26 protein-coding genes are annotated in these 24,834 nt (G+C 37.1%); 25 read left to right on the top strand and 1 reads right to left on the bottom strand.

Annotated features, from left to right (window positions below):
• Positions 1-3 precede the first annotated feature (3 nt).
• The 5 genes from prkC to spoVM all read left to right on the top strand — a co-directional run bounded on the left by prkC (position 4) and on the right by spoVM (position 4,701).
• On the top strand, positions 4-1,977 hold the full coding sequence (gene prkC, locus FOT98_RS12465; protein ID WP_071721381.1) for a serine/threonine protein kinase PrkC: 1,974 nt from the start codon (positions 4-6) through the stop codon (positions 1,975-1,977).
• A 268-nt stretch (positions 1,978-2,245) separates the two neighbouring features.
• Positions 2,246-3,127, top strand: coding sequence for a ribosome small subunit-dependent GTPase A (rsgA, locus tag FOT98_RS12460; protein ID WP_001113938.1), 882 nt, complete (start codon positions 2,246-2,248; stop codon positions 3,125-3,127).
• Positions 3,128-3,129: 2 nt separating this feature from the next.
• Positions 3,130-3,774 (top strand): ribulose-phosphate 3-epimerase, encoded by a 645-nt coding sequence (gene rpe, locus FOT98_RS12455; protein ID WP_061678216.1) that lies wholly within the window; start codon positions 3,130-3,132, stop codon positions 3,772-3,774.
• Positions 3,775-3,873: 99 nt separating this feature from the next.
• Positions 3,874-4,554, top strand: coding sequence for a thiamine diphosphokinase (locus FOT98_RS12450; RefSeq protein WP_063260425.1), 681 nt, complete (start codon positions 3,874-3,876; stop codon positions 4,552-4,554).
• A gap of 66 nt (positions 4,555-4,620) precedes the next feature.
• Complete coding sequence (gene spoVM / locus FOT98_RS12445) at positions 4,621-4,701, top strand: stage V sporulation protein SpoVM (protein WP_001213599.1); 81 nt, start codon at positions 4,621-4,623, stop codon at positions 4,699-4,701.
• A gap of 73 nt (positions 4,702-4,774) precedes the next feature.
• On the opposite strand, the gene rpmB is transcribed toward spoVM, so the two are convergent.
• Positions 4,775-4,963, bottom strand: a complete 189-nt coding sequence (gene rpmB / locus FOT98_RS12440) for a 50S ribosomal protein L28 (RefSeq protein WP_000124776.1) — start codon at positions 4,961-4,963, stop codon at positions 4,775-4,777.
• Between the two features lie 375 nt (positions 4,964-5,338).
• Between rpmB and FOT98_RS12435 the strand changes: the two genes are divergently transcribed.
• From FOT98_RS12435 to ylqF, 20 genes are all read left to right on the top strand, one after another.
• Positions 5,339-5,701 (top strand): Asp23/Gls24 family envelope stress response protein, encoded by a 363-nt coding sequence (locus tag FOT98_RS12435; RefSeq protein WP_000021109.1) that lies wholly within the window; start codon positions 5,339-5,341, stop codon positions 5,699-5,701.
• Positions 5,702-5,723: 22 nt separating this feature from the next.
• Positions 5,724-7,400: a DAK2 domain-containing protein gene (locus FOT98_RS12430; protein WP_063260424.1), complete on the top strand. Its 1,677-nt coding sequence runs from the start codon at positions 5,724-5,726 to the stop codon at positions 7,398-7,400.
• Between the two features lie 289 nt (positions 7,401-7,689).
• On the top strand, positions 7,690-9,738 hold the full coding sequence (recG, locus tag FOT98_RS12425) for an ATP-dependent DNA helicase RecG (RefSeq protein ID WP_063260423.1): 2,049 nt from the start codon (positions 7,690-7,692) through the stop codon (positions 9,736-9,738).
• An 88-nt stretch (positions 9,739-9,826) separates the two neighbouring features.
• On the top strand, positions 9,827-10,420 hold the full coding sequence (fapR, locus tag FOT98_RS12420) for a transcription factor FapR (RefSeq protein ID WP_000747352.1): 594 nt from the start codon (positions 9,827-9,829) through the stop codon (positions 10,418-10,420).
• Positions 10,417-11,409 (top strand): phosphate acyltransferase PlsX, encoded by a 993-nt coding sequence (gene plsX / locus FOT98_RS12415; RefSeq protein ID WP_000684108.1) that lies wholly within the window; start codon positions 10,417-10,419, stop codon positions 11,407-11,409. The genes fapR and plsX overlap by 4 nt, the downstream gene beginning before the upstream one ends.
• A gap of 14 nt (positions 11,410-11,423) precedes the next feature.
• Complete coding sequence (fabD, locus tag FOT98_RS12410; protein ID WP_061678212.1) at positions 11,424-12,368, top strand: ACP S-malonyltransferase; 945 nt, start codon at positions 11,424-11,426, stop codon at positions 12,366-12,368.
• Positions 12,368-13,108 (top strand): 3-oxoacyl-[acyl-carrier-protein] reductase, encoded by a 741-nt coding sequence (fabG, locus tag FOT98_RS12405; protein ID WP_061678211.1) that lies wholly within the window; start codon positions 12,368-12,370, stop codon positions 13,106-13,108. The genes fabD and fabG overlap by 1 nt, the downstream gene beginning before the upstream one ends.
• Before the next feature lie 69 nt (positions 13,109-13,177).
• Positions 13,178-13,411: an acyl carrier protein gene (gene acpP / locus FOT98_RS12400; protein ID WP_000786062.1), complete on the top strand. Its 234-nt coding sequence runs from the start codon at positions 13,178-13,180 to the stop codon at positions 13,409-13,411.
• A gap of 58 nt (positions 13,412-13,469) precedes the next feature.
• The gene (gene rncS / locus FOT98_RS12395; RefSeq protein WP_001146868.1) at positions 13,470-14,207 is read left to right on the top strand and encodes a ribonuclease III; all 738 of its coding nucleotides are present in this window, start codon (positions 13,470-13,472) and stop codon (positions 14,205-14,207) included.
• A 146-nt stretch (positions 14,208-14,353) separates the two neighbouring features.
• Complete coding sequence (smc, locus tag FOT98_RS12390; RefSeq protein ID WP_063260422.1) at positions 14,354-17,923, top strand: chromosome segregation protein SMC; 3,570 nt, start codon at positions 14,354-14,356, stop codon at positions 17,921-17,923.
• Positions 17,924-17,938: 15 nt separating this feature from the next.
• Positions 17,939-18,928, top strand: coding sequence for a signal recognition particle-docking protein FtsY (gene ftsY / locus FOT98_RS12385; RefSeq protein ID WP_000007660.1), 990 nt, complete (start codon positions 17,939-17,941; stop codon positions 18,926-18,928).
• A gap of 134 nt (positions 18,929-19,062) precedes the next feature.
• Positions 19,063-19,395 (top strand): putative DNA-binding protein, encoded by a 333-nt coding sequence (locus FOT98_RS12380; protein ID WP_000891061.1) that lies wholly within the window; start codon positions 19,063-19,065, stop codon positions 19,393-19,395.
• A 12-nt stretch (positions 19,396-19,407) separates the two neighbouring features.
• A complete protein-coding gene (gene ffh / locus FOT98_RS12375) occupies positions 19,408-20,757 on the top strand; it encodes a signal recognition particle protein (protein WP_000863466.1) in 1,350 nt (449 codons plus the stop codon).
• 100 nt (positions 20,758-20,857) lie between these two features.
• Positions 20,858-21,130, top strand: coding sequence for a 30S ribosomal protein S16 (gene rpsP, locus FOT98_RS12370; protein WP_000268750.1), 273 nt, complete (start codon positions 20,858-20,860; stop codon positions 21,128-21,130).
• A 14-nt stretch (positions 21,131-21,144) separates the two neighbouring features.
• Positions 21,145-21,372 (top strand): KH domain-containing protein, encoded by a 228-nt coding sequence (locus FOT98_RS12365; protein ID WP_000737399.1) that lies wholly within the window; start codon positions 21,145-21,147, stop codon positions 21,370-21,372.
• A 121-nt stretch (positions 21,373-21,493) separates the two neighbouring features.
• Positions 21,494-22,009, top strand: coding sequence for a ribosome maturation factor RimM (gene rimM, locus FOT98_RS12360; protein WP_000170282.1), 516 nt, complete (start codon positions 21,494-21,496; stop codon positions 22,007-22,009).
• Complete coding sequence (gene trmD, locus FOT98_RS12355) at positions 22,009-22,743, top strand: tRNA (guanosine(37)-N1)-methyltransferase TrmD (RefSeq protein WP_061678208.1); 735 nt, start codon at positions 22,009-22,011, stop codon at positions 22,741-22,743. Before rimM ends, trmD begins: the two co-directional genes overlap by 1 nt.
• Before the next feature lie 146 nt (positions 22,744-22,889).
• Positions 22,890-23,234, top strand: coding sequence for a 50S ribosomal protein L19 (gene rplS / locus FOT98_RS12350; protein WP_001186518.1), 345 nt, complete (start codon positions 22,890-22,892; stop codon positions 23,232-23,234).
• Between the two features lie 101 nt (positions 23,235-23,335).
• The gene (gene lepB, locus FOT98_RS12345) at positions 23,336-23,887 is read left to right on the top strand and encodes a signal peptidase I (RefSeq protein WP_000711857.1); all 552 of its coding nucleotides are present in this window, start codon (positions 23,336-23,338) and stop codon (positions 23,885-23,887) included.
• A gap of 20 nt (positions 23,888-23,907) precedes the next feature.
• Positions 23,908-24,798, top strand: coding sequence for a ribosome biogenesis GTPase YlqF (ylqF, locus tag FOT98_RS12340; RefSeq protein WP_063260421.1), 891 nt, complete (start codon positions 23,908-23,910; stop codon positions 24,796-24,798).
• Positions 24,799-24,834: the final 36 nt, after the last annotated feature.

The following is a 24,834-nucleotide window of genomic DNA, read 5'->3' as shown; positions in this document are numbered from 1 at the left end:
AACGTGCTGATTGGAAAACGCTTAAATGACCGTTATAAGCTACTGAAAATGATTGGTGGCGGTGGAATGGCCAATGTGTATTTAGCTCATGATGATATACTTGGCCGAGATGTAGCGGTAAAAATATTAAGACTCGACTATTCAAATAACGAAGAGTTTATTAAACGTTTCCATCGAGAAGCGCAGTCTGTTACAACGTTGTCGCATCCAAATATTGTGAATATGTATGATGTCGGAGAAGAAGATGGTATATATTATCTTGTAATGGAGTATGTACCAGGACAAACATTGAAGCAATACATAATTGAGAGAGGGATGTTACCTATAGGAGAAGCTCTTGATATTATGGAGCAGTTAACATCCGCCATGGCACACGCCCATCATTTTGAAATTGTGCACCGTGATATTAAACCACACAATATTTTAATTCGAGCTGATGGAGTAATAAAAGTAACAGATTTTGGAATTGCGACAGCTACAAGTGCAACAACAATTACACATACAAATTCGGTACTCGGTTCGGTGCATTATTTATCACCAGAACAAGCACGCGGTGGGATAGCAAATAAACAATCAGATATTTATTCTCTAGGAATCGTTATGTTTGAGTTGTTAACAGGAAGACAACCGTTTTCTGGCGAATCTGCTGTTGCTATAGCTTTAAAACATTTACAAAGTGAAATTCCGTCTCCAAAGAGATGGAATGAAAATATTCCGCAAAGTGTCGAAAATATTATATTAAAGGCAACTGCGAAAGATCCGTTTCACCGATATCAATCTGCCAATGCGATGAAACGAGATATTGAAACTGCGCTATATCCAGAGAGGATAAATGAGCAGCCATTTTACATACCGGAAGATATGGAAGCGACAAAAGCGATTCCTATTATTCAACAAGAACAATTATTCGAAAATGTAACTGATGAAACAATTGTTTTAAAAGGAAATAAAGTGGACGAACAGAAAAGAAAAGAAGAAACGGAATTAAATAAGAAGAAAAAAAGAAGTAATAAATGGATTAAAGTTTTAATAACGACATTTTTACTTTTAGCAATTGGAATAACGTTAGCGCTTACTGTTATTCCAGGATTCTTTATTCCAAAAGATGTAAAAGTACCTGATGTGGCTGGTATGAAGTATGCGACAGCAGTAAATAAATTAGTTGAAAAGGGTTTTGAGGTTACGGAACCCAATATTGTATATACAGATGATGTTGAAGCCGGTGATGTGATAAAAACAGACCCTGTGGCAGGAAGAGTCGTGAAAGAAAACTCTAAAATTACTATCTATCAATCAGGCGGAAAAAAGAAAAGTAAGATGAGTGATCTCACAGGAAAAGATTTTGAGAGTATAAGGGCTGAATTAGAAGAAAAATATAAGCAAGTAACAATAAATTATATTGAAAATGATAGGCCAAAAGGTGAAATCGTAGAGCAAATTCCGACGCCGGATCAAATGGTAGTAGAGACGGAACAAGAACTGAAGATTTGGGTAAGTAAAGGTCCTTATCAAATTAGGCCAGGTGATTTTTCAGGATGGACTGAAAATAGCGTAAATGGTTATTTGAATGAGAGAAAACTAACTCCAGATATAAAACGAGAGTATTCCGATACTGTTGATAAAGGACTTGTAATTTCGCAATCTCCAAAACCAGGAACACCGTTAAAAGAAGGAGATAAAGTGACGATTGTCATCTCAGAGGGTCCTAAGCCGAAAGTAACGAAAACAGTGAAAGTGGATAATATTTCTATTCCGTATGAGTCTTCTATAATAGGTGAGAAAAAACCGCAAACAATAGAAATTTATAAAGAAGATATGCAACAAAAAATGGATAGACCAATTGAAACTAGAACAATTTCAGAGTCGGCAACTATTTCTTTAGAATTTGTAATTCAAGAAGGTACAAAAGGACACTATAAAATTGTACGAGATGGTGTAACGATTATCGACAAAGAAGTACCATACCCAACTCAATAATAATGACTTCCATTTCCTTTCTAGAGGGGATGGAATGTATTACTCTTGCCTGTTATGCTGTCCACTTATAGTGGAATGTATAACAGGCAAAAATATATGATTCAAAAAGTTATAAAAGTGATACTGTTATAAATAATATGTTGAATTTGATGGTAGATTAAATATATTAACTTGTATATATGACGGGTTTTGAAATAAGTATTTAAAGAATTCTAATCCATTCAATATGAATTACAGGTTCACTTTATACAAAATAAAGGAGAATTATATGCCAGAAGGAAAAATTGTAAAAGCTCTAAGTGGGTTTTATTATGTGCAGCATGAAGAAGGGATTACCCAATGCCGCGGGCGTGGTGTGTTCAGAAAAAATAAAATTACACCACTGGTAGGAGACCAAGTTGTTTTTCAAGCAGATAATCCGAGTGAAGGATACGTGCTTGAAGTATTTGATCGGAAAAATGAACTTGTTAGGCCTCCTATTGCTAATGTTGATCAAGCAATTCTCGTTTTCTCAGCAGTAGAACCAGATTTTAATCCGGGACTGTTAGATCGATTTTTAGTGCTGATTGAATATCATAATATTAAGCCGATTATTTGCATTAGTAAGATGGATTTAGTGGATGAAAGAATGAGAGAGACTGTTGAATCTTATGCGAATGACTATCGTGAGATGGGATATGATGTATTATTTACTTCTATAAATACATCGGAAAGTATTGATATTTTAAAACCATTCTTAGAAGGCTGTGTTTCTGTTGTAGCAGGGCAATCTGGTGTTGGAAAATCTTCTATGCTTAACGTTTTACGCCCAGATTTAGAATTGAAAACGAATGATATTTCCTCGCATTTAGGACGCGGGAAACATACGACAAGACACGTAGAATTAATTGCGGTTGGAAGCGGACTAGTTGCAGATACACCTGGTTTTAGTTCACTTGATTTCATAGATATAGAGGTAGAAGATCTTACATATTGTTTTCCAGAGTTGAAAGAAGCGAGCCAATACTGTAAATTTAGAGGGTGTACACATCTTTCTGAACCGAAATGTGCTGTGAAGGCTGCGGTTGAAGAAGGAAAAATTACAGAATATCGTTATAAGAATTACAAACAATTCGTAGAAGAAATTAGAGAGAGAAAGCCGAGGTATTAGTTATGATTAAAATTGCACCATCGATCTTATCAGCAGATTTTTCAAAATTAGGGGAAGAGATTAAAGATGTAGAAAAAGGCGGAGCGGATTACATTCACGTCGATGTAATGGATGGACATTTCGTACCAAATATTACGATTGGACCATTAATTGTAGAAGCTATCCGTCCGATTACATCGTTACCATTAGATGTACATTTAATGATTGAAAATCCTGATAACTATATCCCGACTTTCGCAAAAGCGGGAGCGGATATTATCACTGTTCATGTAGAGGCGTGCCCTCATCTGCATCGTACAATTCAGTTAATTAAATCTCATGGCATTAAAGCGGGAGTTGTATTAAATCCGCATACGCCAGTTTCAACGATTGAGCATGTATTAGAAGATATAGATATGGTATTACTTATGACAGTAAACCCAGGATTTGGTGGGCAGAAATTTATCCATTCTGTATTACCGAAAATTAAACAAGTTGCAGAAATGGTTAAAGAGCGCAATCTAGAAGTAGAAATTGAAGTTGATGGTGGTGTAAATGCTGAAACAGCGAGACTTTGTGTTGAAGCAGGAGCAAATGTGCTTGTAGCTGGATCAGCAGTATACAATCAAAAAGACCGCGGTGAAGCAATTCGTGTCATTCGTGGATAATGAATGAACGAGTCTTTATCCTAGTGAAACTTCTAGTGTAGTAAGTTTTCACTATTTATAAAGGATAGAGAAAAAATATGTAAAAAGGCAATCTACCGAATGGCAGATTGCCTTTTTACAATAGAAGGGGAAGGAAACATGATTATTCATATTTTAGCGGGCGGACCTGCGGAATATTGTGCAGATTTTTCTCGATATGAAAGTGAGAAAGTAGTGTGGGCGGCAGTTGATAGAGGCGTATATCGTTTATTAAAAGGAGGAATTACTCCAGCTGTTGCGTTTGGAGATTACGATTCAGTTACTGAAGAAGAATTAGTATGGATGGGCCAGCAAACAAATGACTTACATATTGTTCCTCGTGAAAAAGATCAAACAGATTTAGAAATTGCGATTAACTGGGCGTTAGAACAAAATCCGACATTGATTCGTATTTTTGGTGCCACTGGTGGAAGGCTGGATCACGGTTTAGCAAATATACAGATGCTTTTAAGAGGGTTAGAAGTAGAGATAGAAATGTGTATTGTAGACAATAAAAATGAAATAAGCGTGAAAAAAGTGGGTACACATATAATTGAAGACAATAAAAATTTCCCTTATGTATCTTTTGTGCCGGTTACTGAAATAGTGGAAGGGATTACATTGTTTGGATTTAAGTATCCTCTAACTAATAAAACAATAGAATGGGGATCAACACTTTGTATTAGTAATGAACTCGTTGAGGAAAAAGGTACTTTTTCATTTACTTCTGGCATATTAATGGTGATAAGAAGCACTGATTAAAGAAACAATTTTGCTCCTTACATCATATAGTGAACAAGTGGAGTAATGGGGATTAGGAGGGAAACCATGAGATTTTATACAATTAAGTTACCTAAATTTCTTGGTGGAATTGTTCGTGCCATGTTAAATACCTTCAAAAAAGATTAAAAAAAGCACCTATTACCGGTGCTTTTTTCATTGTCATAGTAAAAAAAGAGCCTAGAGGCTCTTTTTTTTATTATTAAACACGTTCGATTTTGCCAGATTTTAATGCTCTAGCAGAAACGTAAACACGTTGAACTTTTCCGTCGATGCGTACGCGAACTTTTTGAAGGTTAGCGCCCCATTTACGTTTTGTAGCGTTCATTGCGTGAGAACGAGAGTTACCAGAACGAGCTTTTCTTCCAGTGATAGCACAAACACGAGCCATTTATATTTCCCTCCCTTGATACCTTACCATACGTAATTTTTCAATGTTAGTCTTTTTTGCGATGCTAAAAACACTACTATAATTTAACACAACTAAAAAGAGAATGCAACACCGTAGAAAAAAGAAATCAAGAAAATTTACTTGACACCATATGTCGATGATGAAAAGCTGAAATCAAGAAAAATTACTTGACATATTATAGTGGTACATGTTGTATAATAACAATGGACTATTTTGCTCATCATAAAAAATGTGATTTAAAACATAAAATATGAGAGTGAAAAGAAAGAACGATGGAATTTTCTTTAAAAAGATTATATGATAGTAACTAAAGTAGTCTAGCTCACTTTCACCATTTATGAAGGGGGAAACGAGATGTCAATTGAAATTAAAACGAAGTATGGTCAAATTGATATTAGTACAGATGTAATTGCAACAATTGCTGGAGGTGCCGCAGTAGATTGCTACGGTATCGTAGGTATGGCATCAAAAAATCAGTTAAAAGATGGTTTAACAGATATTTTACGAAAAGAAAACTTCACTAGAGGTGTTATTGTTCGTAAAGATGAAGATGAAGTACATATTGATATGTATATTATTGTGAGCTATGGTACGAAAATTTCAGAAGTAGCACATAACGTGCAGACGAAAGTGAAATATACATTAGATCAAACTGTAGGACTAGCAGTAGATTCTGTAAACATCTACGTACAAGGAGTTAAAGTAATAAACTTGTAATGTGCATTAAGGAGGAAAATCTGTGTCAATTCAAAAAATTGATGGGAAACGTTTATCACAAATGATCATGCAAGGAGCGAATAATTTAACAAATAATGTTCAGCTTGTTGATGCATTAAACGTATTTCCAGTTCCAGATGGCGATACCGGTACAAACATGAACTTATCAATGACTTCGGGCGCACGTGAAGTGAAAGAAAATCCTTCACAGCATGCTGGTAAAGTCGGCGTAAGTTTAGCCAAAGGATTATTAATGGGAGCTCGTGGTAACTCTGGTGTTATTTTATCTCAGTTATTCCGTGGTTTCTCTAAATCCATTGAACAAAAAGAAGAATTAACAACAGTTGATTTTGCTGCAGCTTTAGACGCTGGGGTAGAAGCGGCTTACAAAGCGGTTATGAAACCGATTGAAGGAACGATTTTAACGGTTGCAAGAGAAACGGGTAAATATGCAGTGACAGTTGCGAAAAAACAGCGCGACTTTGTTTTGTTTATGGAAGACGTTGTGAAAGAAGCAAATGCATCGTTAAATCGTACGCCAGATTTATTACCTGTATTAAAACAAGTTGGCGTTGTAGATAGCGGTGGTAAAGGTCTTGTTGTTGTATATGAAGGATTTTTAGCTGACTTAAAAGGAGAAACGATTTCTTCTAATGTGTCTGCCCAACCATCTATGAATGACATGGTACGCGCAGAACATCACCGTAGTGTACAAAGCCAATTGAGTACAGAAGATATAAAGTATGGATATTGTACGGAATTCATGGTGAAATTAGAGCCTGAAAAAATGAAAGAACATAATTTCTCTGAACAAAAATTCCGTGAAGATATTAGTGTATACGGAGATTCACTACTTGTTGTATCAGATGATGAGGTTGTTAAGGTTCATATTCATGCGGAACATCCTGGAGATCCTATGAATTATGGACAACGCTATGGTAGTTTAATTAAGATTAAAGTAGAAAATATGCGTGAACAGCATACTGCTTTATTAGATGAGCCGACTATGATGCCTGAGCCGACTAGCCAGTCCAAAGAGAAACAACCATACGGTATCGTAACTGTAGCTATGGGATCTGGTATCAAAACTTTATTTGAGAGCATTGGCGCGACGAAAGTGATCGAAGGTGGCCAAACGATGAATCCAAGTACGGAGGATATTGTGAAGGCGATTGAAGAAGCGAACGCTGAAAAAATCATTATTTTACCGAATAACGGAAATATCGTGATGGCAGCAGAACAAGCAGCGTCAGTTGTTGATCAAGAAGTGATTGTGATTCGTTCGAAAACAGTTCCTCAAGGTATGGCTGCAATGTTAGCATTTAATCCAGTTGGAACGTTAGAAGAGAATGAAGAAAACATGAAAGAAGCTTTATCTCATGTGAAAACCGGTCAAATTACGTATGCGGTACGTGATACGGAAATTGATGGTGTAGCAATTCAAAAAGATGACTTCATGTGTATTGCAGATGGAAAAATCGTATCAACAAATGCAGAAAAAGTTGGAGCTGCGAAGCAATTACTTGAAGCACTTATTGATGAAGATTCTGAAATCGTAACGATTCTACAAGGTGAAGATGCAACTGATGAAGAAGTAGCTGAGTTAGTTGAATTTGTAGAAGAGAAATTTGAAGATGCAGAAGTAGAAGTACATGCTGGAAACCAACCGGTGTATTCTTTCATCTTCTCTGTAGAATAAGAAAAATTCGTTTTGAAAATAAATGGATTACTTACTTGCTAATGGATAAGAAGTAGTAATATGAAGTTTATTACTAGTTTTTATTCAAAAGGCTAGCATATTGAAGATAAAAAAGAGCCTTGCTGCTAATAGTGAGGCTCTTTTCTTTCGTGTTGCTTATGAGGGATTTGAGTAGTTTCTCTTAGAATGCCTATGATAGAATATATAAGGTGAAAAAGAGCGATTACAGATGTCAATCGTGTTAGTCGATAATGTATCAAAGAAAATAATGTGACGGAGCGTGAGAATCTTGAATGAAGTTGTACAAGTTCCTGTTACGGATGTAAAGGGAATCGGAGGAGAAACATCTGAATTACTACACGAGATGGGAATTTATACAGTTTCTCATCTATTAGAACATTTTCCGTACCGTTATGAAGATTATGCGATGAAAGATCTTGCTGAAGTAAAGCATGATGAACGGGTAACAGTTGAAGGGAAAGTTCATAGTGCTCCTTTACTACAATATTATGGGAAGAAAAAGTCGCGCCTTACGGTTCGTGTCCTTGTCGGTCGTTATTTAATTACAGCTGTATGTTTTAATAGACCGTACTATAAGCAAAAGTTAACTTTAGATGAAACGGTAACGATAACAGGTAAATGGGATCAGCACCGTCAAACGATTGCGGTATCAGAGCTTCATTTCGGACCAGTTGCACGCCAACAAGACGTAGAGCCTGTATACTCAGTGAAAGGGAAACTTACAGTAAAACAGATGCGCCGTTTTATTGCCCAAGCATTCAAGGAGTATGGAGAATCTATAGTTGAAGTGTTGCCTGATGGATTGTTAAGTCGATATAAATTATTGCCGCGTTATGAAGCGCTCAAGGCGCTTCATTTTCCAGCAGGACAGGAAGATTTAAAACAAGCGCGTCGCCGTTTTGTATATGAGGAATTTTTCTTATTTCAGCTGAAAATGCAAACATTACGGAAAATGGAGAGGGAAAATTCGAAAGGGACGAAAAAAGAAATTCCTTTAGCAGAATTGCAAGAGTTTATCGATGCACTTCCGTTTCCGTTAACTGGTGCGCAGAGCCGGGTAGTAGATGAAATTATGAAAGATATGACATCTCCTTATCGAATGAATCGTCTGTTGCAAGGTGATGTAGGTTCTGGGAAAACAGTCGTTGCAGCGATTGGTCTTTATGCAGCGAAATTAGCACATTATCAAGGTGCTTTAATGGTTCCTACAGAAATTTTAGCGGAGCAACATTATCAATCGCTCGCAGAGACGTTCTCACACTTTGGTATGAAGGTTGAATTGCTAACAAGTTCTGTTAAAGGTGTAAGGCGTCGAGAGATTTTGGCGAAATTAGAACAAGGAGAAATAGATATCCTTGTCGGAACACATGCTTTAATTCAAGATGAAGTTATCTTTCATAGGTTAGGTCTCGTTATTACTGATGAACAACATCGATTTGGTGTAGCACAGCGACGAGTTTTAAGGGAGAAAGGTGAAAGTCCAGATGTATTATTTATGACAGCGACCCCAATTCCGCGTACGTTAGCAATTACTGCATTTGGAGAGATGGATGTTTCTATAATCGATGAGATGCCAGCTGGTAGAAAGGTAATTGAAACATACTGGGCAAAACATGATATGTTAGATCGAGTTCTCGGTTTTGTGGAGAAGGAGATAAAAAAAGGAAGACAAGCATATGTAATTTGTCCCCTTATTGAAGAATCTGAGAAACTTGATGTACAAAATGCGATCGACTTACATAGTATGCTGACTCATCATTATCAAGGGAAATGTCAAGTTGGATTAATGCATGGAAGATTATCATCTCAAGAAAAAGAAGAGATAATGGGACAATTTAGTGAAAATAAAGTGCAAATTCTCGTGTCGACAACGGTTGTTGAAGTAGGTGTGAACGTACCGAATGCGACTGTAATGGTTATTTATGATGCAGAGCGTTTCGGTTTATCGCAGCTTCATCAGCTCAGGGGACGTGTTGGGCGTGGTAGTGAACAATCATATTGTTTATTAATCGCGGATCCAAAATCGGAAACGGGAAAAGAGCGAATGCGTATTATGACCGAAACGAACGATGGATTTGTATTGTCAGAAAAAGATTTAGAGTTAAGAGGTCCTGGAGATTTCTTTGGAAGTAAGCAAAGTGGTTTACCAGAATTCAAGGTTGCTGATATGGTACATGATTATCGAGCGTTAGAAACTGCAAGACAAGATGCAGCATTACTAGTAGATTCCGAAGCGTTTTGGCATAATGATCAATATGCTTCGCTGCGTACTTATCTTGACGGGACAGGTGTGTTCCAAGGAGAGAAGCTCGATTAAAGGGAGGCAACAAAAGTTTTTGTTGCATTCTACTTTTAATGATTATATACTACTGTTAGTACCTAGTCATAAAAATGGATGGTGCGGTATGAAAAAAAGAAGAAGTAAAAAAGAAAGACAAGAATTATTACAACAAACAATAGAAACGAATCCTTTTATTACGGATGAAGATTTAGCAGAAAAATTTCAAGTGAGTATACAAACTGTACGTCTTGATCGTATGGAATTATCTATTCCTGAATTAAGAGAAAGAATTAAACATGTAGCTACGAAGCAACATGAAGAAGATGTGAAATCTTTACCGTTAGAAGAGGTTGTCGGAGAAATTATCGATATAGAATTAGATAGACATGCGATTTCTATCTTTGAAGTGAAGGTAGAACACGTATTTAAAAGAAATCAGATTGCCCGTGGGCATCATTTGTTTGCACAAGCAAACTCACTAGCTGTTGCAGTTATTGATGAAGAATTAGCTTTAACTGCAAAGTCTACCATTCGATACATTCGTCCTGTAAAATTAGGAGAGCGTGTTGTTGCAAAAGCACGCGTTGAAGATGTAGAGAATGATAAAGGACGGACCGTTGTAAAAGTGCGTAGCTTTGTTGGAGAAGAACTTGTTTTTACAGGCACTTTTGAAATGTATCGATCTAGTAATTATAGTGAGGAAGGTAACAACTTATGAAAATCGCAATAGATGCAATGGGCGGCGATCACGCTCCAAAGGCTGTCGTATTAGGAGCAATGAAAGCTATTAAGGAATATTCTGATTTACATATTACGTTAGTAGGGAAAGAAGAGGAAATTCGTCAATACTTAACGAGTGAAGAACGAATTACTATACTTCATACAGATGAAAAAATCGAATCGACAGATGAACCAGTAAGAGCGGTTCGTCGAAAAAAACAAGCTTCAATGGTACTAGCAGCGCAGCAAGTGAAAGACGGCGTAGCGGATGCTTGTATATCAGCTGGTAGTACAGGAGCTTTAATGGCGGCTGGATTGTTTGTTGTAGGTCGTATGGAAGGAATTGAGCGACCAGCTTTATCCCCTACAATGCCAACTGTTGATGGAGAAGGTTTTGTTATGTTAGATGTTGGAGCGAACGTTGATGCAAAACCAATTCATTTATATCAATATGCAGTAATGGGATCTGTATACGCTGAGAAAGTAAGGGGGATTAAAAATCCTCGCGTTGGACTTTTGAACGTTGGAACAGAGGATGGCAAAGGGAACGAGCTTTCAAAACAAGTCTTTGCAATGCTTAAGGATGCCCCAATTAATTTCGTTGGGAACGTTGAATCAAGAGATTTATTGCAAGGTGTAGCAGATGTTGTTGTGTGTGATGGTTTTACAGGGAATGTAGCGCTAAAATCATTAGAAGGAACGGCACTTGCATTATTCTCTATGTTAAAAGAGCAGTTAATGAGTTCGTTTACGAGTAAATTAGCAGCAGCGGTATTAAAGCCAAAACTTATGGTATTAAAAGATAAAATGGATTATTCGGAGTATGGGGGAGCGGCATTGTTTGGATTGAAAGCTCCTGTCATTAAGGCTCACGGTTCTTCCAATGACCAATCGATATTTAGTGCGATTCGTCAAACGAGAGAAATGGTAGCGAAAGAAGTAATTCCTACTATTTCAAGTGTAATGGAGAAAGAGCCACTCCAATAAGAGGAGGATTTGAAATGGGAAAACTAGCATTTCTTTTTCCGGGCCAAGGTTCACAGGCAGTTGGAATGGGTAAACAGTTAGCGGAGAATAATAAAGAGGTTGCAAATGTGTTTGCAAAAGCAGATGAGGTGTTGCAAGATTCACTTTCAGAAGTGATTTTTGAAGGACCGCAGGAAAAGCTTACGTTAACGACAAATGCGCAGCCTGCCTTATTAACAACGAGTTTTGCTATTTTGACAGCTTTGAAAGAGTATGATATTACACCAGATTTTGTTGCAGGACATAGTTTAGGTGAATATAGCGCTCTTGTAGCAGCGGGTGCAATAACTTTTGAAGACGCTGTATACGCTGTAAGGAAACGTGGGGAATATATGGAAGAAGCTGTTCCTGGCGGAGAAGGTGCAATGGCGGCTATTTTAGGTGCTGATCCACATATGCTGAAACAAGTTACAGAAGAAGTAACAAGTGAAGGATATGCAGTACAAATCGCTAATATGAATAGTACGAAGCAAATTGTGATTTCTGGAACAAAGCAAGGAGTCGAGATTGCTTCTCAAAGAGCGAAAGAAAATGGTGCAAAGAGAGCAATTCCGCTTAAGGTAAGTGGACCGTTCCACTCTTCACTTATGAAGCCGGCAGCTGAGAAGTTCCAAAGTGTCCTAAATGAAATTACAATTCAAGATACGAATATTCCTGTTATCGCAAATGTAACAGCAGACGTTATTACAAGCGGTACACATATTCAAGAAAAGCTAATTGAACAGCTCTATTCGCCTGTCTTATGGTACCCGTCCATTGAAAATATGGTGAGTCAAGGTGTAGATACATTTATTGAGATTGGACCTGGGAAAGTACTTGCTGGACTTATGAAGTCAATTGATTCATCAGTGAAAGCATATGCGATATATGATGAAGAGACATTAAAAGATACCATTTCAAATTTGAGAGGAGAAAACTGATGTTAAAAGGGAAAGTAGCATTAGTAACTGGCGCGTCACGTGGAATTGGTCGTGCGATTGCGATTGATTTAGCGAAACAAGGGGCAAATGTTGTAGTAAATTATGCTGGTAATGAGCAAAAGGCAAATGAAGTAGTTGATGAAATAAAGAAATTAGGTTCGGATGCAATTGCAGTAAGAGCAGATGTTGCAAATGCTGAAGACGTTACAAATATGGTGAAACAAACTGTAGATACATTTGGACAAGTGGATATTCTTGTAAATAATGCAGGTGTAACAAAAGATAATTTATTAATGCGTATGAAAGAAGAAGAATGGGATACAGTTATTAATACAAACCTAAAAGGTGTATTCTTATGTACGAAGGCAGTATCTCGATATATGATGCGTCAACGTCATGGACGTATTATTAATATCGCTTCTGTTGTTGGAGTAACAGGTAATCCAGGACAAGCAAACTATGTTGCTGCTAAAGCGGGTGTAATTGGATTAACAAAAACATCAGCAAAAGAGTTAGCGAGCCGTAATATTACTGTAAATGCAATTGCTCCTGGGTTTATTGCCACAGATATGACAGACGTATTAGATGAAAATATAAAAGCTGAAATGTTAAAATTAATTCCTGTAGCTCAGTTTGGTGAAGCGGAGGATATCGCAAATGCTGTAACTTTCTTTGCTTCTGATCAAAGCAAATATGTTACAGGTCAAACGTTAAATGTTGATGGCGGTATGGTAATGTAATAAAAGAATGGATTTCAGCTAGTTTTTTTGGCCAATATTTAATATAATATTTGAGGGGAGGTGAATGGAATGGCAGATGTTTTAGAGCGTGTAACAAAAATCATCGTTGATCGTTTAGGTGTAGAAGAAACTGAAGTAGTACCAGCTGCGAGCTTTAAAGAAGATTTAGGCGCAGACTCCCTAGATGTAGTAGAACTTGTAATGCAATTGGAAGATGAATTCGAAATGGAAATTTCTGATGAAGATGCTGAAAAGATTGCTACTGTTGGCGATGCTGTGACTTACATAGAGAGTCATCTATAATGCTTAAGTGAAGTCCCGTTTTTTAGCGGGGCTTCTCGGCTTATATCTGGAGGGACTTATGCCGTACCGAAAACATAGAGAAAAAAAATACGAAACAAAATATCGTGAAGCGTTTAAAGTATTTCAAGAAGAAATAGGTATTACGTTTTCAGATGAAAAATTATTGATTCAAGCATTTACGCATTCATCGTATGTGAATGAGCATCGAAAAAAACCGCATGAGGACAATGAGCGTCTTGAATTTCTTGGTGATGCTGTATTGGAACTCACTGTATCGCAGTATCTGTTTCAAAAATATCCGACAATGAGCGAAGGAGAGTTAACAAAACTACGTGCAGCTATTGTATGTGAACCATCTCTTGTTCGTTTTGCAAACGAATTGTCATTTGGTAGCCTTGTTTTATTAGGAAAAGGCGAGGAAATGACGGGTGGACGTGAACGACCAGCTTTATTAGCGGATGTCTTTGAAGCGTTTATTGGTGCCCTTTATCTTGATCAAGGGCTTGAAACAGTTTGGGGATTCTTAAAAGAAGTTGTATATCCGAAAATTAATGAAGGTGCTTTTTCTCATGTGATGGATTATAAGAGTCAATTACAAGAGTTGATTCAGCGTGATGGTAGTGGCAATATTGAGTATCAAATTTTGCAAGAAAAAGGACCGGCTCATAACCGAGAATTTGTGTCACGTGTTACGTTAAATAACGTGGCTTTAGGTCTTGGTAGTGGCAAGTCGAAAAAAGAAGCAGAGCAACAAGCTGCTGCAGAAGCATTGAAAAAATTAAAAGAACAACTATAAGGAATCCCCCTTTGAATGAGGGGGATTCCTTATGCATAGAATGAAACTTTCTTTTGTTTGTGAATAAAGGGAAGGGAAATCCGTATAATAGCTCGTTTTTGTATAGATAACAGTTATAACAACGGAGAATAGGAGGAAGGCCTTTCGTGTTTTTAAAAAGATTAGAAATAGCAGGATTTAAGTCGTTTGCTGAGCGTGTATCTGTTGATTTTGTCCCAGGTGTAACTTCTGTAGTAGGACCTAATGGAAGTGGGAAAAGTAATATTACTGATGCGATTCGCTGGGTACTTGGTGAACAATCTGCAAAATCATTACGTGGTGCAAAGATGGAGGATATTATTTTTGCGGGCAGTGATACGAGAAGAGCAGTTAATGTTGCTGAAGTAACATTAACTTTAAATAATGAAGATCAACGTTTACCGATTGAATATAATGAGGTGTGTGTAACACGTCGTGTATCTCGTTCTGGTGATAGTGATTTTTATATTAATAAACAATCATGTAGATTGAAAGATATTATCGATTTATTTATGGACTCTGGTATGGGAAGAGAAGCTTTTTCGATTATTAGCCAGGGGAAAGTTGAAGAGATTTTAAGTAGTAAATCGGAAGAACGTCGTGGTGTATTTGAAGAAGCTGCTGGAGTGCTGAAATACAAACTTCGTAAAAAGAAAGCTGAAGCAAAATTAGCAGATACACAAGAAAACTTAAATCGTGTACAAGATATCATTCACGAATTAAGTAGTCAAGTAGAACCTTTAGAAAGACAAGCTTCTATTGCGAAAGATTATCTTGAGAAAAAAGAAGAATTAGAGAAAGTAGAAGCGGCGCTTATTGTACATGAAATTGAAGAATTACATGAGAAATGGGAAGCGCTTCGAAATCAGTTTGGACATAATAAAAACGAAGAAGCTAAAATGTCAACGCATTTACAAAAAGGTGAAGAAGAGCTAGAGGAATTACGAGGACAATTACAAGCAGTAGATGAGTCTGTAGATTCCTTACAAGAAGTACTTCTTCTTTCTAGTAAAGAGCTAGAAAAGTTAGAAGGACAGCGTGAGTTATTAAAAGAGAGAAAACAAAATGCAACGACGCATTGTGCGCAACTCGAGCAGTTAATTGTTGAATTAACAGAGAAAGCTACAAGTTATGATGGTGAAATTGAATCCAGTACAGAAGTGTTGATGCAATTTGTAAATCAAGTAAAAGAGTTGGAAACGAAATTGCATGATAATGAGTTACTGCTTGCAACTTTTGCTGACAATTTAGAGGAACAAATTGAGAATTTAAAAGGTGACTATATTGAACTTTTAAATCAACAAGCTAGTCATCGCAATGAGTTGTCTATGATTGAAGAACAATCTAAACAACAAAACTCTAAAAATGAACGCCTTGATGAAGAAAATGCGAAATATGTAGAAATGCGTATGGAAATTACCGCGAAAAAGACGAAGCTTGTGGAAAGTTATGAACAAGTGAAAGAAAAAGTAGCTGGTATCCTTTCGAATATACAAAAGACAGAAGCGGCACTTGGGAAATGCAAGACGCAGTATAGTGAAAATGAAACGAAACTGTATCAAGCGTATCAATTTGTACAACAGGCACGTTCTCGAAAAGAAATGCTAGAAGAGATGCAAGAAGATTACTCTGGTTTCTATCAAGGAGTACGTGAAGTATTAAAAGCTAGAGAAAATAAGCTGCAAGGTATCGAGGGTGCTGTTGCAGAACTGCTAACAGTACCGAAAGAATATGAAATTGCAATGGAAATTGCTCTAGGTGCAGCAATGCAGCATATTGTCGTACAAAAAGAAGAACATGCTCGTAATGCAATTGCGTTTTTAAAACAAAATAAACATGGACGAGCAACGTTTTTACCGCAAGCTGTTATTAAAAGTAGATCGTTATCATTTGAACAATTACGTATTGTAAATCAACACCCATCGTTTGTAGGTGTGGCGGCAGAACTTGTGCAATATAATAATAAATATGAAAATGTAGTTTCGAATTTATTAGGTACTGTTATTGTTGCAAAAGATTTACGCGGGGCAAATGAGTTAGCGAAACAACTGCAATACCGTTATCGCATTGTAACAATCGAAGGTGATGTAGTGAACCCTGGTGGTTCTATGACAGGTGGAGCGGTAAAACAGGCGAAATCTTCTTTATTAGGACGTCAACGTGAACTAGAAGAGTGGACGAGTAAGTTAACTGATATGGAAGAGAAAACAACGAAGTTAGAAAACTTTGTTAAAGCAGTAAAGCAAGAGATTCAAGAAAGAGAAGTGCAAATACGCGAACTAAGGCAAAGTGTAGAAGTAGAGCGTGTAGATGAACAGAAATTAAGAGAAGAAATTAATCGTTTAGAATTAGAAGAACATCGTATTAATGATCGTTTATCTATTTACGATTTAGAGATTGAAGGATTCTTACAAGATCAAGTGAAGATACAAGGGCGTAAAGAAGAGCTAGAAAAGATTTTAGCGACTCTTCAAGCTGAGATTACGGGATTAGATAGCAAAATTGTCGCTTTAACAAAACAAAAAAGTGAGCAGCATTCTTCTAAAGAAAAAGTTCAAAAAGAAATGACTGAGTTAAAAGTGCTGGCGGCTGAAAAGCAACAACGCTTATCTAATCAAAAAGAAAAAGTTGAACGATTGACTAAGGAAAAAGAAGAAACGGATGCAACGCTTGTCAAAACGAAAGAGGATTTAGCATTCTTAAAACAAGAAATGACATCGAATTCAAGTGGTGAAGAACAAATTACGAATATGATTGAGAAGAAAGCATATGATCGTAATCAAACTTCAGAGTTAATTCGCTCTCGTCGTGAACAACGCGTATCGTTACAAGAAAGAGTAGAACAGTTAGAGCGTAATCTGAAAGAAACAACAGGTAAGCATAAATACATTCTTGAGATGTTGAAAGATCAAGAAGTAAAAATAAACCGACTTGATGTAGAGTTAGAAAATAGATTACAACATTTACGTGAAACATATACAATTTCATTTGAAGCAGCAAAACTGAAGTATACAATGATAATGCCTGCCGAGGATGCACGTAAAAAGGTGAAACTAATTAAACTATCCATCGAAGAGCTAGGCACAGTAAACTTAGGGGCAATTGAAGAGTATGAGCGTGTAGCAGAGCGTCATACATTCTTACTAGAGCAAAAAGATGACCTAGAAGAAGCGAAAACGACATTACACCAGCTTATTACTGAAATGGATGAAGAAATGAAAAAACGCTTTTCTACTACGTTTGAAGGAATCCGAATGGAGTTTCAATCAGTATTCTCTGAATTATTTGGAGGCGGTAGAGCGGATTTAGTCATGACGAATCCAGAGGACTTATTAAATACGGGTATTGATATTGTAGCGCAACCGCCAGGGAAGAAACTACAAAACTTAGGTTTACTTTCAGGTGGAGAGCGTGCTTTAACAGCAATTGCGCTGTTATTTGGTATTTTAAAAGTGCGTCCAGTTCCATTCTGTGTACTAGATGAGGTAGAGGCGGCTCTTGATGAGGCGAATGTTGCCCGTTTTGCACAGTATTTAAAGAAATTTAGTGATGAGACACAGTTTATTGTCATTACACATAGAAAAGGTACAATGGAAGAGTCTGACGTATTGTACGGTGTAACAATGCAAGAGTCAGGGGTATCTAAACTTGTTTCGGTTCGTTTAGATGATGGAGAAGAACTAGTGGCAAGTAATTAGGAAGGATGGGACAGTATGAGCTTTTTTAAAAAATTAAAAGAAAAAATTTCAAAACAAACAGATACGGTAACAGAGAAATTTAAACAAGGGTTAGAAAAGACGAGGAATTCGTTTGCAGATAAAGTAAATGATTTAGTTTATCGTTATCGTAAAGTAGATGAAGATTTCTTTGAGGAACTAGAAGAAATTTTAATTGGTGCAGATGTCGGAGTTTCGACGGTAATGGAATTAATTGATCAATTGAAAGAAGAAGTGCAACGTCGTAACATCCAAGATCCAAAAGAAGTACAAGCTGTTATTTCAGAAAAGTTAGTAGGAATTTACAAAGGTGACAGTGAATTTAGCAACGAAATTAATATGCAAGAGGATCAATTAACAGTTGTTTTATTTGTCGGTGTTAATGGCGTAGGAAAAACGACGACGATTGGTAAACTAGCACATAAATTCAAAACAGAAGGTAAGTCTGTCCTATTGGCAGCAGGAGATACATTCCGCGCGGGAGCGATTGAACAATTAGAAGTATGGGGCGATCGCGTTGGTGTAGAAGTGATTAAACAAGGATCAGGATCTGATCCAGCGGCGGTTATGTATGACGCTGTACAAGCTGCGAAAGCACGTAAAGTAGACGTATTACTATGTGACACAGCAGGGCGCTTACAAAATAAAGTAAACTTAATGAAAGAGTTAGAGAAAGTGAAGCGTGTAATTGAGCGTGAAGTACCGGGGGCTCCTCATGAAGTATTACTTGTTATTGATGCAACAACAGGACAAAACGGTTTAAGTCAAGCGAAAACATTCCGTGAAGCAACGAATGTTACTGGTATTGTTTTAACGAAGTTAGATGGAACTGCTAAAGGTGGTATTGTATTAGCGATTCGTAACGAAATGGATGTACCGGTGAAATTTGTTGGATTAGGGGAGCAAATGGATGACTTGCAGCAGTTTGATCCAGAACAATATGTGTATGGTTTATTTGCGAACTTAGTAGAAACAGAAGAAGTGTAAGTGAAAGAAGCGGTATTTTCCGCTTCTTTTTCTATAAAAAATATGTGATGTTAAGAAAAAAACTTGACACTCTTTTGTACTCCATGTAAACTAATTCATGTAAAGGGAAATCACTTAACAAAGGATGATCCAACATGCTCGAGAAAACAACGAGAATGAACTATTTATTTGATTTTTATCAATCGTTGTTAACGCAAAAACAAAGAAGTTATATGTCGCTTTATTATCTAGATGATTTATCTCTTGGTGAAATTGCGGAAGAATTTGATGTAAGTCGCCAAGCCGTGTATGATAACATTAAACGGACTGAAGCGATGCTTGAAGAATATGAAGATAAATTAGTATTACTTCAAAAGTTTCAAGAGCGACAGCGACTTGTTGCAAAGCTAAAACAGCTAATCAGCGAAGAAGAGCATGTGAATGAAGAAATGAAACAAGTTGTTGAAGCTATCGAAAAATTAGATTAGGAGGGCGGCAATATGGCATTTGAAGGATTAGCCGACCGACTTCAACAGACAATGCAAAAAATCCGCGGCAAAGGAAAAGTTTCTGAAGCCGATGTGAAAGAAATGATGAGAGAAGTTCGTCTAGCTCTTTTAGAAGCGGACGTTAACTTTAAAGTAGTAAAAGATTTTGTAAAGCGTGTGTCTGAACGTGCTGTCGGACAAGATGTAATGACAAGTTTGACACCTGGACAACAAGTAATTAAAGTCGTACAGGAAGAACTTACAGAACTTATGGGCGGAGAGCAAAGCAAAATTGCTGTTGCTAATAGGCCACCGACTGTTATAATGATGGTTGGTCTGCAAGGTGCGGGTAAAACGACGACGACAGGTAAGCTTGCGAATTTGCTTCGTAAAAAGCATAATCGTAAACCAATGCTTGTTGCAGCGGATATTTACCGTCCAGCAGCGATTAAACAGCTTGAAACATTAGGGAAGCAATTGGACATGCCTGTATTCTCTTTAGGAGATCAAGTAAGTCCTGTTGAAATTGCGAAACAAGCGATTGCAAAAGCAAAAGAAGATCATCACGATTATGTTTTAATCGATACAGCAGGTCGTCTGCATATTGATGAAGAACTAATGGATGAATTAGCGAAAGTGAAAGAAGTTGCGAAACCGGATGAAATTTTCCTTGTTGTCGATGCGATGACGGGTCAAGACGCGGTAAATGTTGCACAAAGTTTCCATGAACAGTTAGGTTTAACAGGTGTTGTATTAACGAAATTAGATGGTGATACGCGCGGTGGTGCGGCATTATCTATTAAGGCTGTAACAAATACACCGATTAAATTTGCTGGTATGGGTGAAAAACTAGATGCGATTGAAGCGTTCCATCCAGAGCGTATGGCATCCCGTATTTTAGGGATGGGAGACGTCTTAACATTAATTGAAAAAGCGCAAGCTACAGTTGATGAAGAGAAAGCAAAAGAACTTGAGCAAAAAATGCGTACGCTTTCGTTTACGCTTGACGATTTCCTAGAACAACTTGGACAAGTGCGTCAACTTGGACCGCTTGATGAATTGTTAGGAATGCTTCCTGGTGCAAATAAAATTAAAGGGCTGAAAAATGCGCAAGTTGATGAAAAACAAATTGGGCATATTGAGGCAATTATTCGTTCTATGACTAAATTAGAGCGAGAACAACCGGAAATAATCAATGCTAGTCGCAAAAAGCGCATTGCCAAAGGTAGCGGTACAACGGTACAAGAAATCAATCGTTTAATCAAGCAATTTGATGATATGAAAAAGATGATGAAAACGATGACTGGCATGCAAAAAGGTAAGAAAAAAGGACTAGGTGGATTGAAGTTTCCATTCATGTAAGGAAAAAAGATGGCTCTGTTAAGAAAAAATACTTTACAAAGCAATAGTCTTTTTGCTAATATAATTATCTGTGTGAAATAAATTCGGAGGTGCTTTATAAATGGCAGTTAAAATTCGTTTAAAACGTATGGGAGCTAAAAAAACTCCTTTCTATCGTGTAGTTGTTGCAGATTCTCGTTCTCCTCGTGACGGACGTTTCATTGAGGAAATCGGTACTTACAATCCGGTTGCTCAACCAGCTGAAGTTAAGATCAACGAAGAAGCAGCATTAAAATGGTTAGGAAATGGTGCTAAACCATCTGATACAGTTCGTAACTTATTCTCTAACCAAGGTATCATGGAGAAATTCCACTTATCTAAACAAGGTAAGTAATTGAGGCAATGACTATGAAGAAGTTAGTCGAGACGATTGTCAAGCCTCTTGTCGATCATCCTGAAGATGTAAAAGTTACACAGGAACTTTACAACGGAGAGATAAAGTATCGATTAACTGTACATCCTGAGGATGTTGGAAAAGTCATTGGAAAGCAAGGGAGAGTTGCAAAAGCAATTCGAATGCTCTTGTATTCAGTGGGACATCATAATGATGAAAAAGTAACACTGGAAATTCAATAAACGTAAAAAGGGCGAGGAGTTATTTCCTCTCCCTTTTTTAACATTTAAAGAGAAGTTGCATGTTCCATATATGAAATGGAAATGCTTAATTTATATAGAAACCAGGGGTGACATACTATTTATGACAAAGTGGTTTAACGTAGGGAAAATTGTAAATACTCATGGCGTAAGAGGAGAAATTCGTGTTATTTCTCGTACTGATTTTCCAGAAGAGCGATATAAAGTAGGAAACACATTATACATAAGTAATGAGAAAAGTACAGACTACCTTCCGGTGAAAGTAACTTCTCATCGTCAACATAAGACATTTGATTTATTAACATTTGAAGGATACAACAATGTAGATGAAGCAGAGAAGTTTAAAGGTTCTTTAATAAAAGTACCAGAAGAGCAGTTAGGTGAACTAGCTGAAGGCGAATACTACTACCATGAAATTATTGGTTGCAGTGTTGTAACGGAAGAAGGAGAAGCGTTAGGAACAATAAAAGAAATTTTATCTCCTGGTGCAAATGATGTTTGGGTAATTAAACGTCCAAAAGGTCAAGATCTATTAATTCCTTATATTGATGATGTTGTACTTCAAGTTAACATTGAGAATAAATTAGTAACCATTCATGTAATGGAAGGATTGCTATAATGAAAATTGACATTTTAACATTGTTTCCAGATATGTTTACGGGTGTGTTTGGATCTTCAATTTTAAAGAAAGCACAAGAAAAAGAAGCGGTAGAGCTTCGTGTTGTCAATTTCCGCGATTATACAACGAGTAAGCATAATAGCGTAGATGATTATCCGTATGGTGGTGGAGCTGGGATGGTATTAACCCCTCAGCCTATCTTTGATGCAGTGGAAGAGTTAACGAAGGAAACAGACCGTAAACCGAGAGTTGTTTTAATGTGTCCACAAGGAGAGCGTTTTACGCAGAAGAAGGCAGAAGAGCTTGCTGAAGAAGAGCATGTTATTTTTGTGTGTGGTCATTATGAAGGGTACGATGAACGAATTCGTGAGCATCTCGTAACAGATGAGATTTCTATTGGTGACTACGTATTAACCGGCGGAGAGTTAGCCTCTATGGTTATTACTGATAGTGTCGTGCGTCTTCTGCCAGGAGTGTTAGGAAATCATGCTTCACAAGTTGAGGATTCGTTTAGTACAGGTTTATTAGAACATCCTCATTATACACGTCCAGCTGATTTTCGTGGTATGAAGGTACCGAATGTATTAATGTCAGGAAATCATAAAAATATTGATGAATGGCGACACAAAGAATCACTACGTCGTACGTACACGCGTAGACCGGATTTACTGGAAGAACGAGAATTATCTAAGCAAGAAGTGAAATGGCTAGAACAGATTAAAGAAGACAAGTAAGGGCTAGATATATTTTCTATTGCAACAGTCCTAGCAATATGCTATTATAACACTTGTGCTACTGAAATCAGTGGCCGTATTAACGATGTTCCGCTGTAATTTATTAAGACTTTATAAGAGCATCTGTTTAAAGGAGAGAATTTAATATGCAACAATTAATCGCAGAAATTACTCAAGGCCAATTAAAAACTGACCTTCCTTCATTCCGTCCTGGAGACACTTTACGTGTACACGTAAAAGTAGTTGAGGGAACTCGTGAAAGAATTCAGCTTTTCGAAGGTGTTGTAATTAAACGTCGTGGTGGCGGAATCAGTGAAACATTCACAGTTCGTAAGATTTCTTACGGTGTAGGTGTTGAGCGTACATTCCCAGTTCACACGCCAAGAATCGCGAAACTTGAAGTACTTCGTCGTGGTAAAGTACGTCGTGCTAAGTTATACTACTTACGTAACCTTCGCGGTAAAAAAGCACGTATTAAAGAAATTCGATAAGACATGTATGGGAGCTTGTAAATGCACAAGCTCCCTTTTTCCAATCTATATAAAATTTTGATATAATACGAGCAGCTTACATAATCGTGGAGGGGAAATGCATGAAGAAAGAAAAGAGTTCACTTTGGGAATGGATCAAGGCAATTTTGATTGCTGTTGTATTAGCGGGTGTTATTAGACAGTTTTTCTTTGCGCCAATTCTCGTAGATGGAGTGTCGATGGCGTCTACTTTACATGATCGCGATCGAATGATTGTCAATAAAATTGGTTATCACATAGGAGATCCGAAACGATTTGATATTATCGTATTCCGAGCAACGGAAGATAAGGATTATATTAAGCGCATTATCGGCCTGCCAGGCGATGAAATAGAGTATCGTAATGATAAACTATATGTTAACGGAAAGGCTTATGAGGAGCCGTATTTAGACAAGCAGAAAAAACAAATTGCTGACGGACCGCTTACATATGATTTTACTCTTGAAGAAATGACAGGGAAGAAAACTGTTCCAGAAGGTCAATTATTTGTTTTAGGCGATAATCGTCGTTTTAGTAAAGATAGTCGCTCGATTGGTACAATTTCAATGGACCAAGTGATTGGAAAAGCAAATATACTATATTGGCCGTTAAAAGATGCTCGTATTGTGAAATAAAAGAAAAAGAAGGTGGCAACATGGTAATTCAGTGGTTCCCGGGACATATGGCAAAGGCTAGACGCCAAGTAACAGAAAAATTAAAGTTAATTGATGTTGTAATTGAGCTTGTAGATGCTCGATTACCTTTATCTTCTCGAAATCCAATGATCGATGAGATCATTACACATAAACCGAGGCTTGTTGTTTTAAATAAAGCGGATATGGCAGATGATCGTTTAACAAAGCAATGGATCGCATATTTTAAAGAAAAAGACCAAATGGCAATTTCAATTAACGCACAAGCTGGACAAGGTATGAAGGAAATTGCAGCGGCTTGTAAAGTGTTGGTGAAAGAAAAATTTGATAAAATGGCTGCAAAAGGTATTAGACCGAGAGCGATTCGTGCATTAATTGTAGGTATACCGAATGTTGGTAAATCTACGTTAATTAATAAGTTAGCGAAGAAAAATATTGCTAAAACAGGAGATCGCCCTGGTGTGACAACAGCTCAACAATGGATTAAAGTTGGGAAGGAAATGGAACTGTTAGATACACCTGGTATTTTATGGCCTAAATTTGAAGATCAATTAGTCGGTCTTCGTTTAGCGACAACGGGCGCAATTAAAGATTCAATTTTAAATTTACAAGATGTTGCTGTTTACGCACTACGTTTTATGGAGAAACATTATCCAGAACGTTTGAAAGAGCGATATAATTTAAATGAAATTCCAGAAGATATTGTAGAGTTATTCGATGCAATTGGAAAAAATAGAGGCTGTTTAATGGGCGGCGGAATGATTGATTATGATAAAACATCTGAGCTTGTACTTCGTGAGCTTCGTGGTGGAAAACTTGGAAAAATGACGTTTGAAACACCGGAAGAGTTTGCAGAGCAGACAGAAGATGCAGAAAAAATAGAAGAAGTATAAGACGTGCGTTAGTACGTCTTTTCTTTTTTGTATATA

Source organism: Bacillus sp. HY001, from assembly GCF_007558965.1.
GTDB lineage: Bacteria > Bacillota > Bacilli > Bacillales > Bacillaceae_G > Bacillus_A > Bacillus_A mobilis.
The sequence above is the reverse complement of the archived record's forward strand: the minus strand, read 5'-3'. Positions and strand labels throughout refer to the sequence as shown.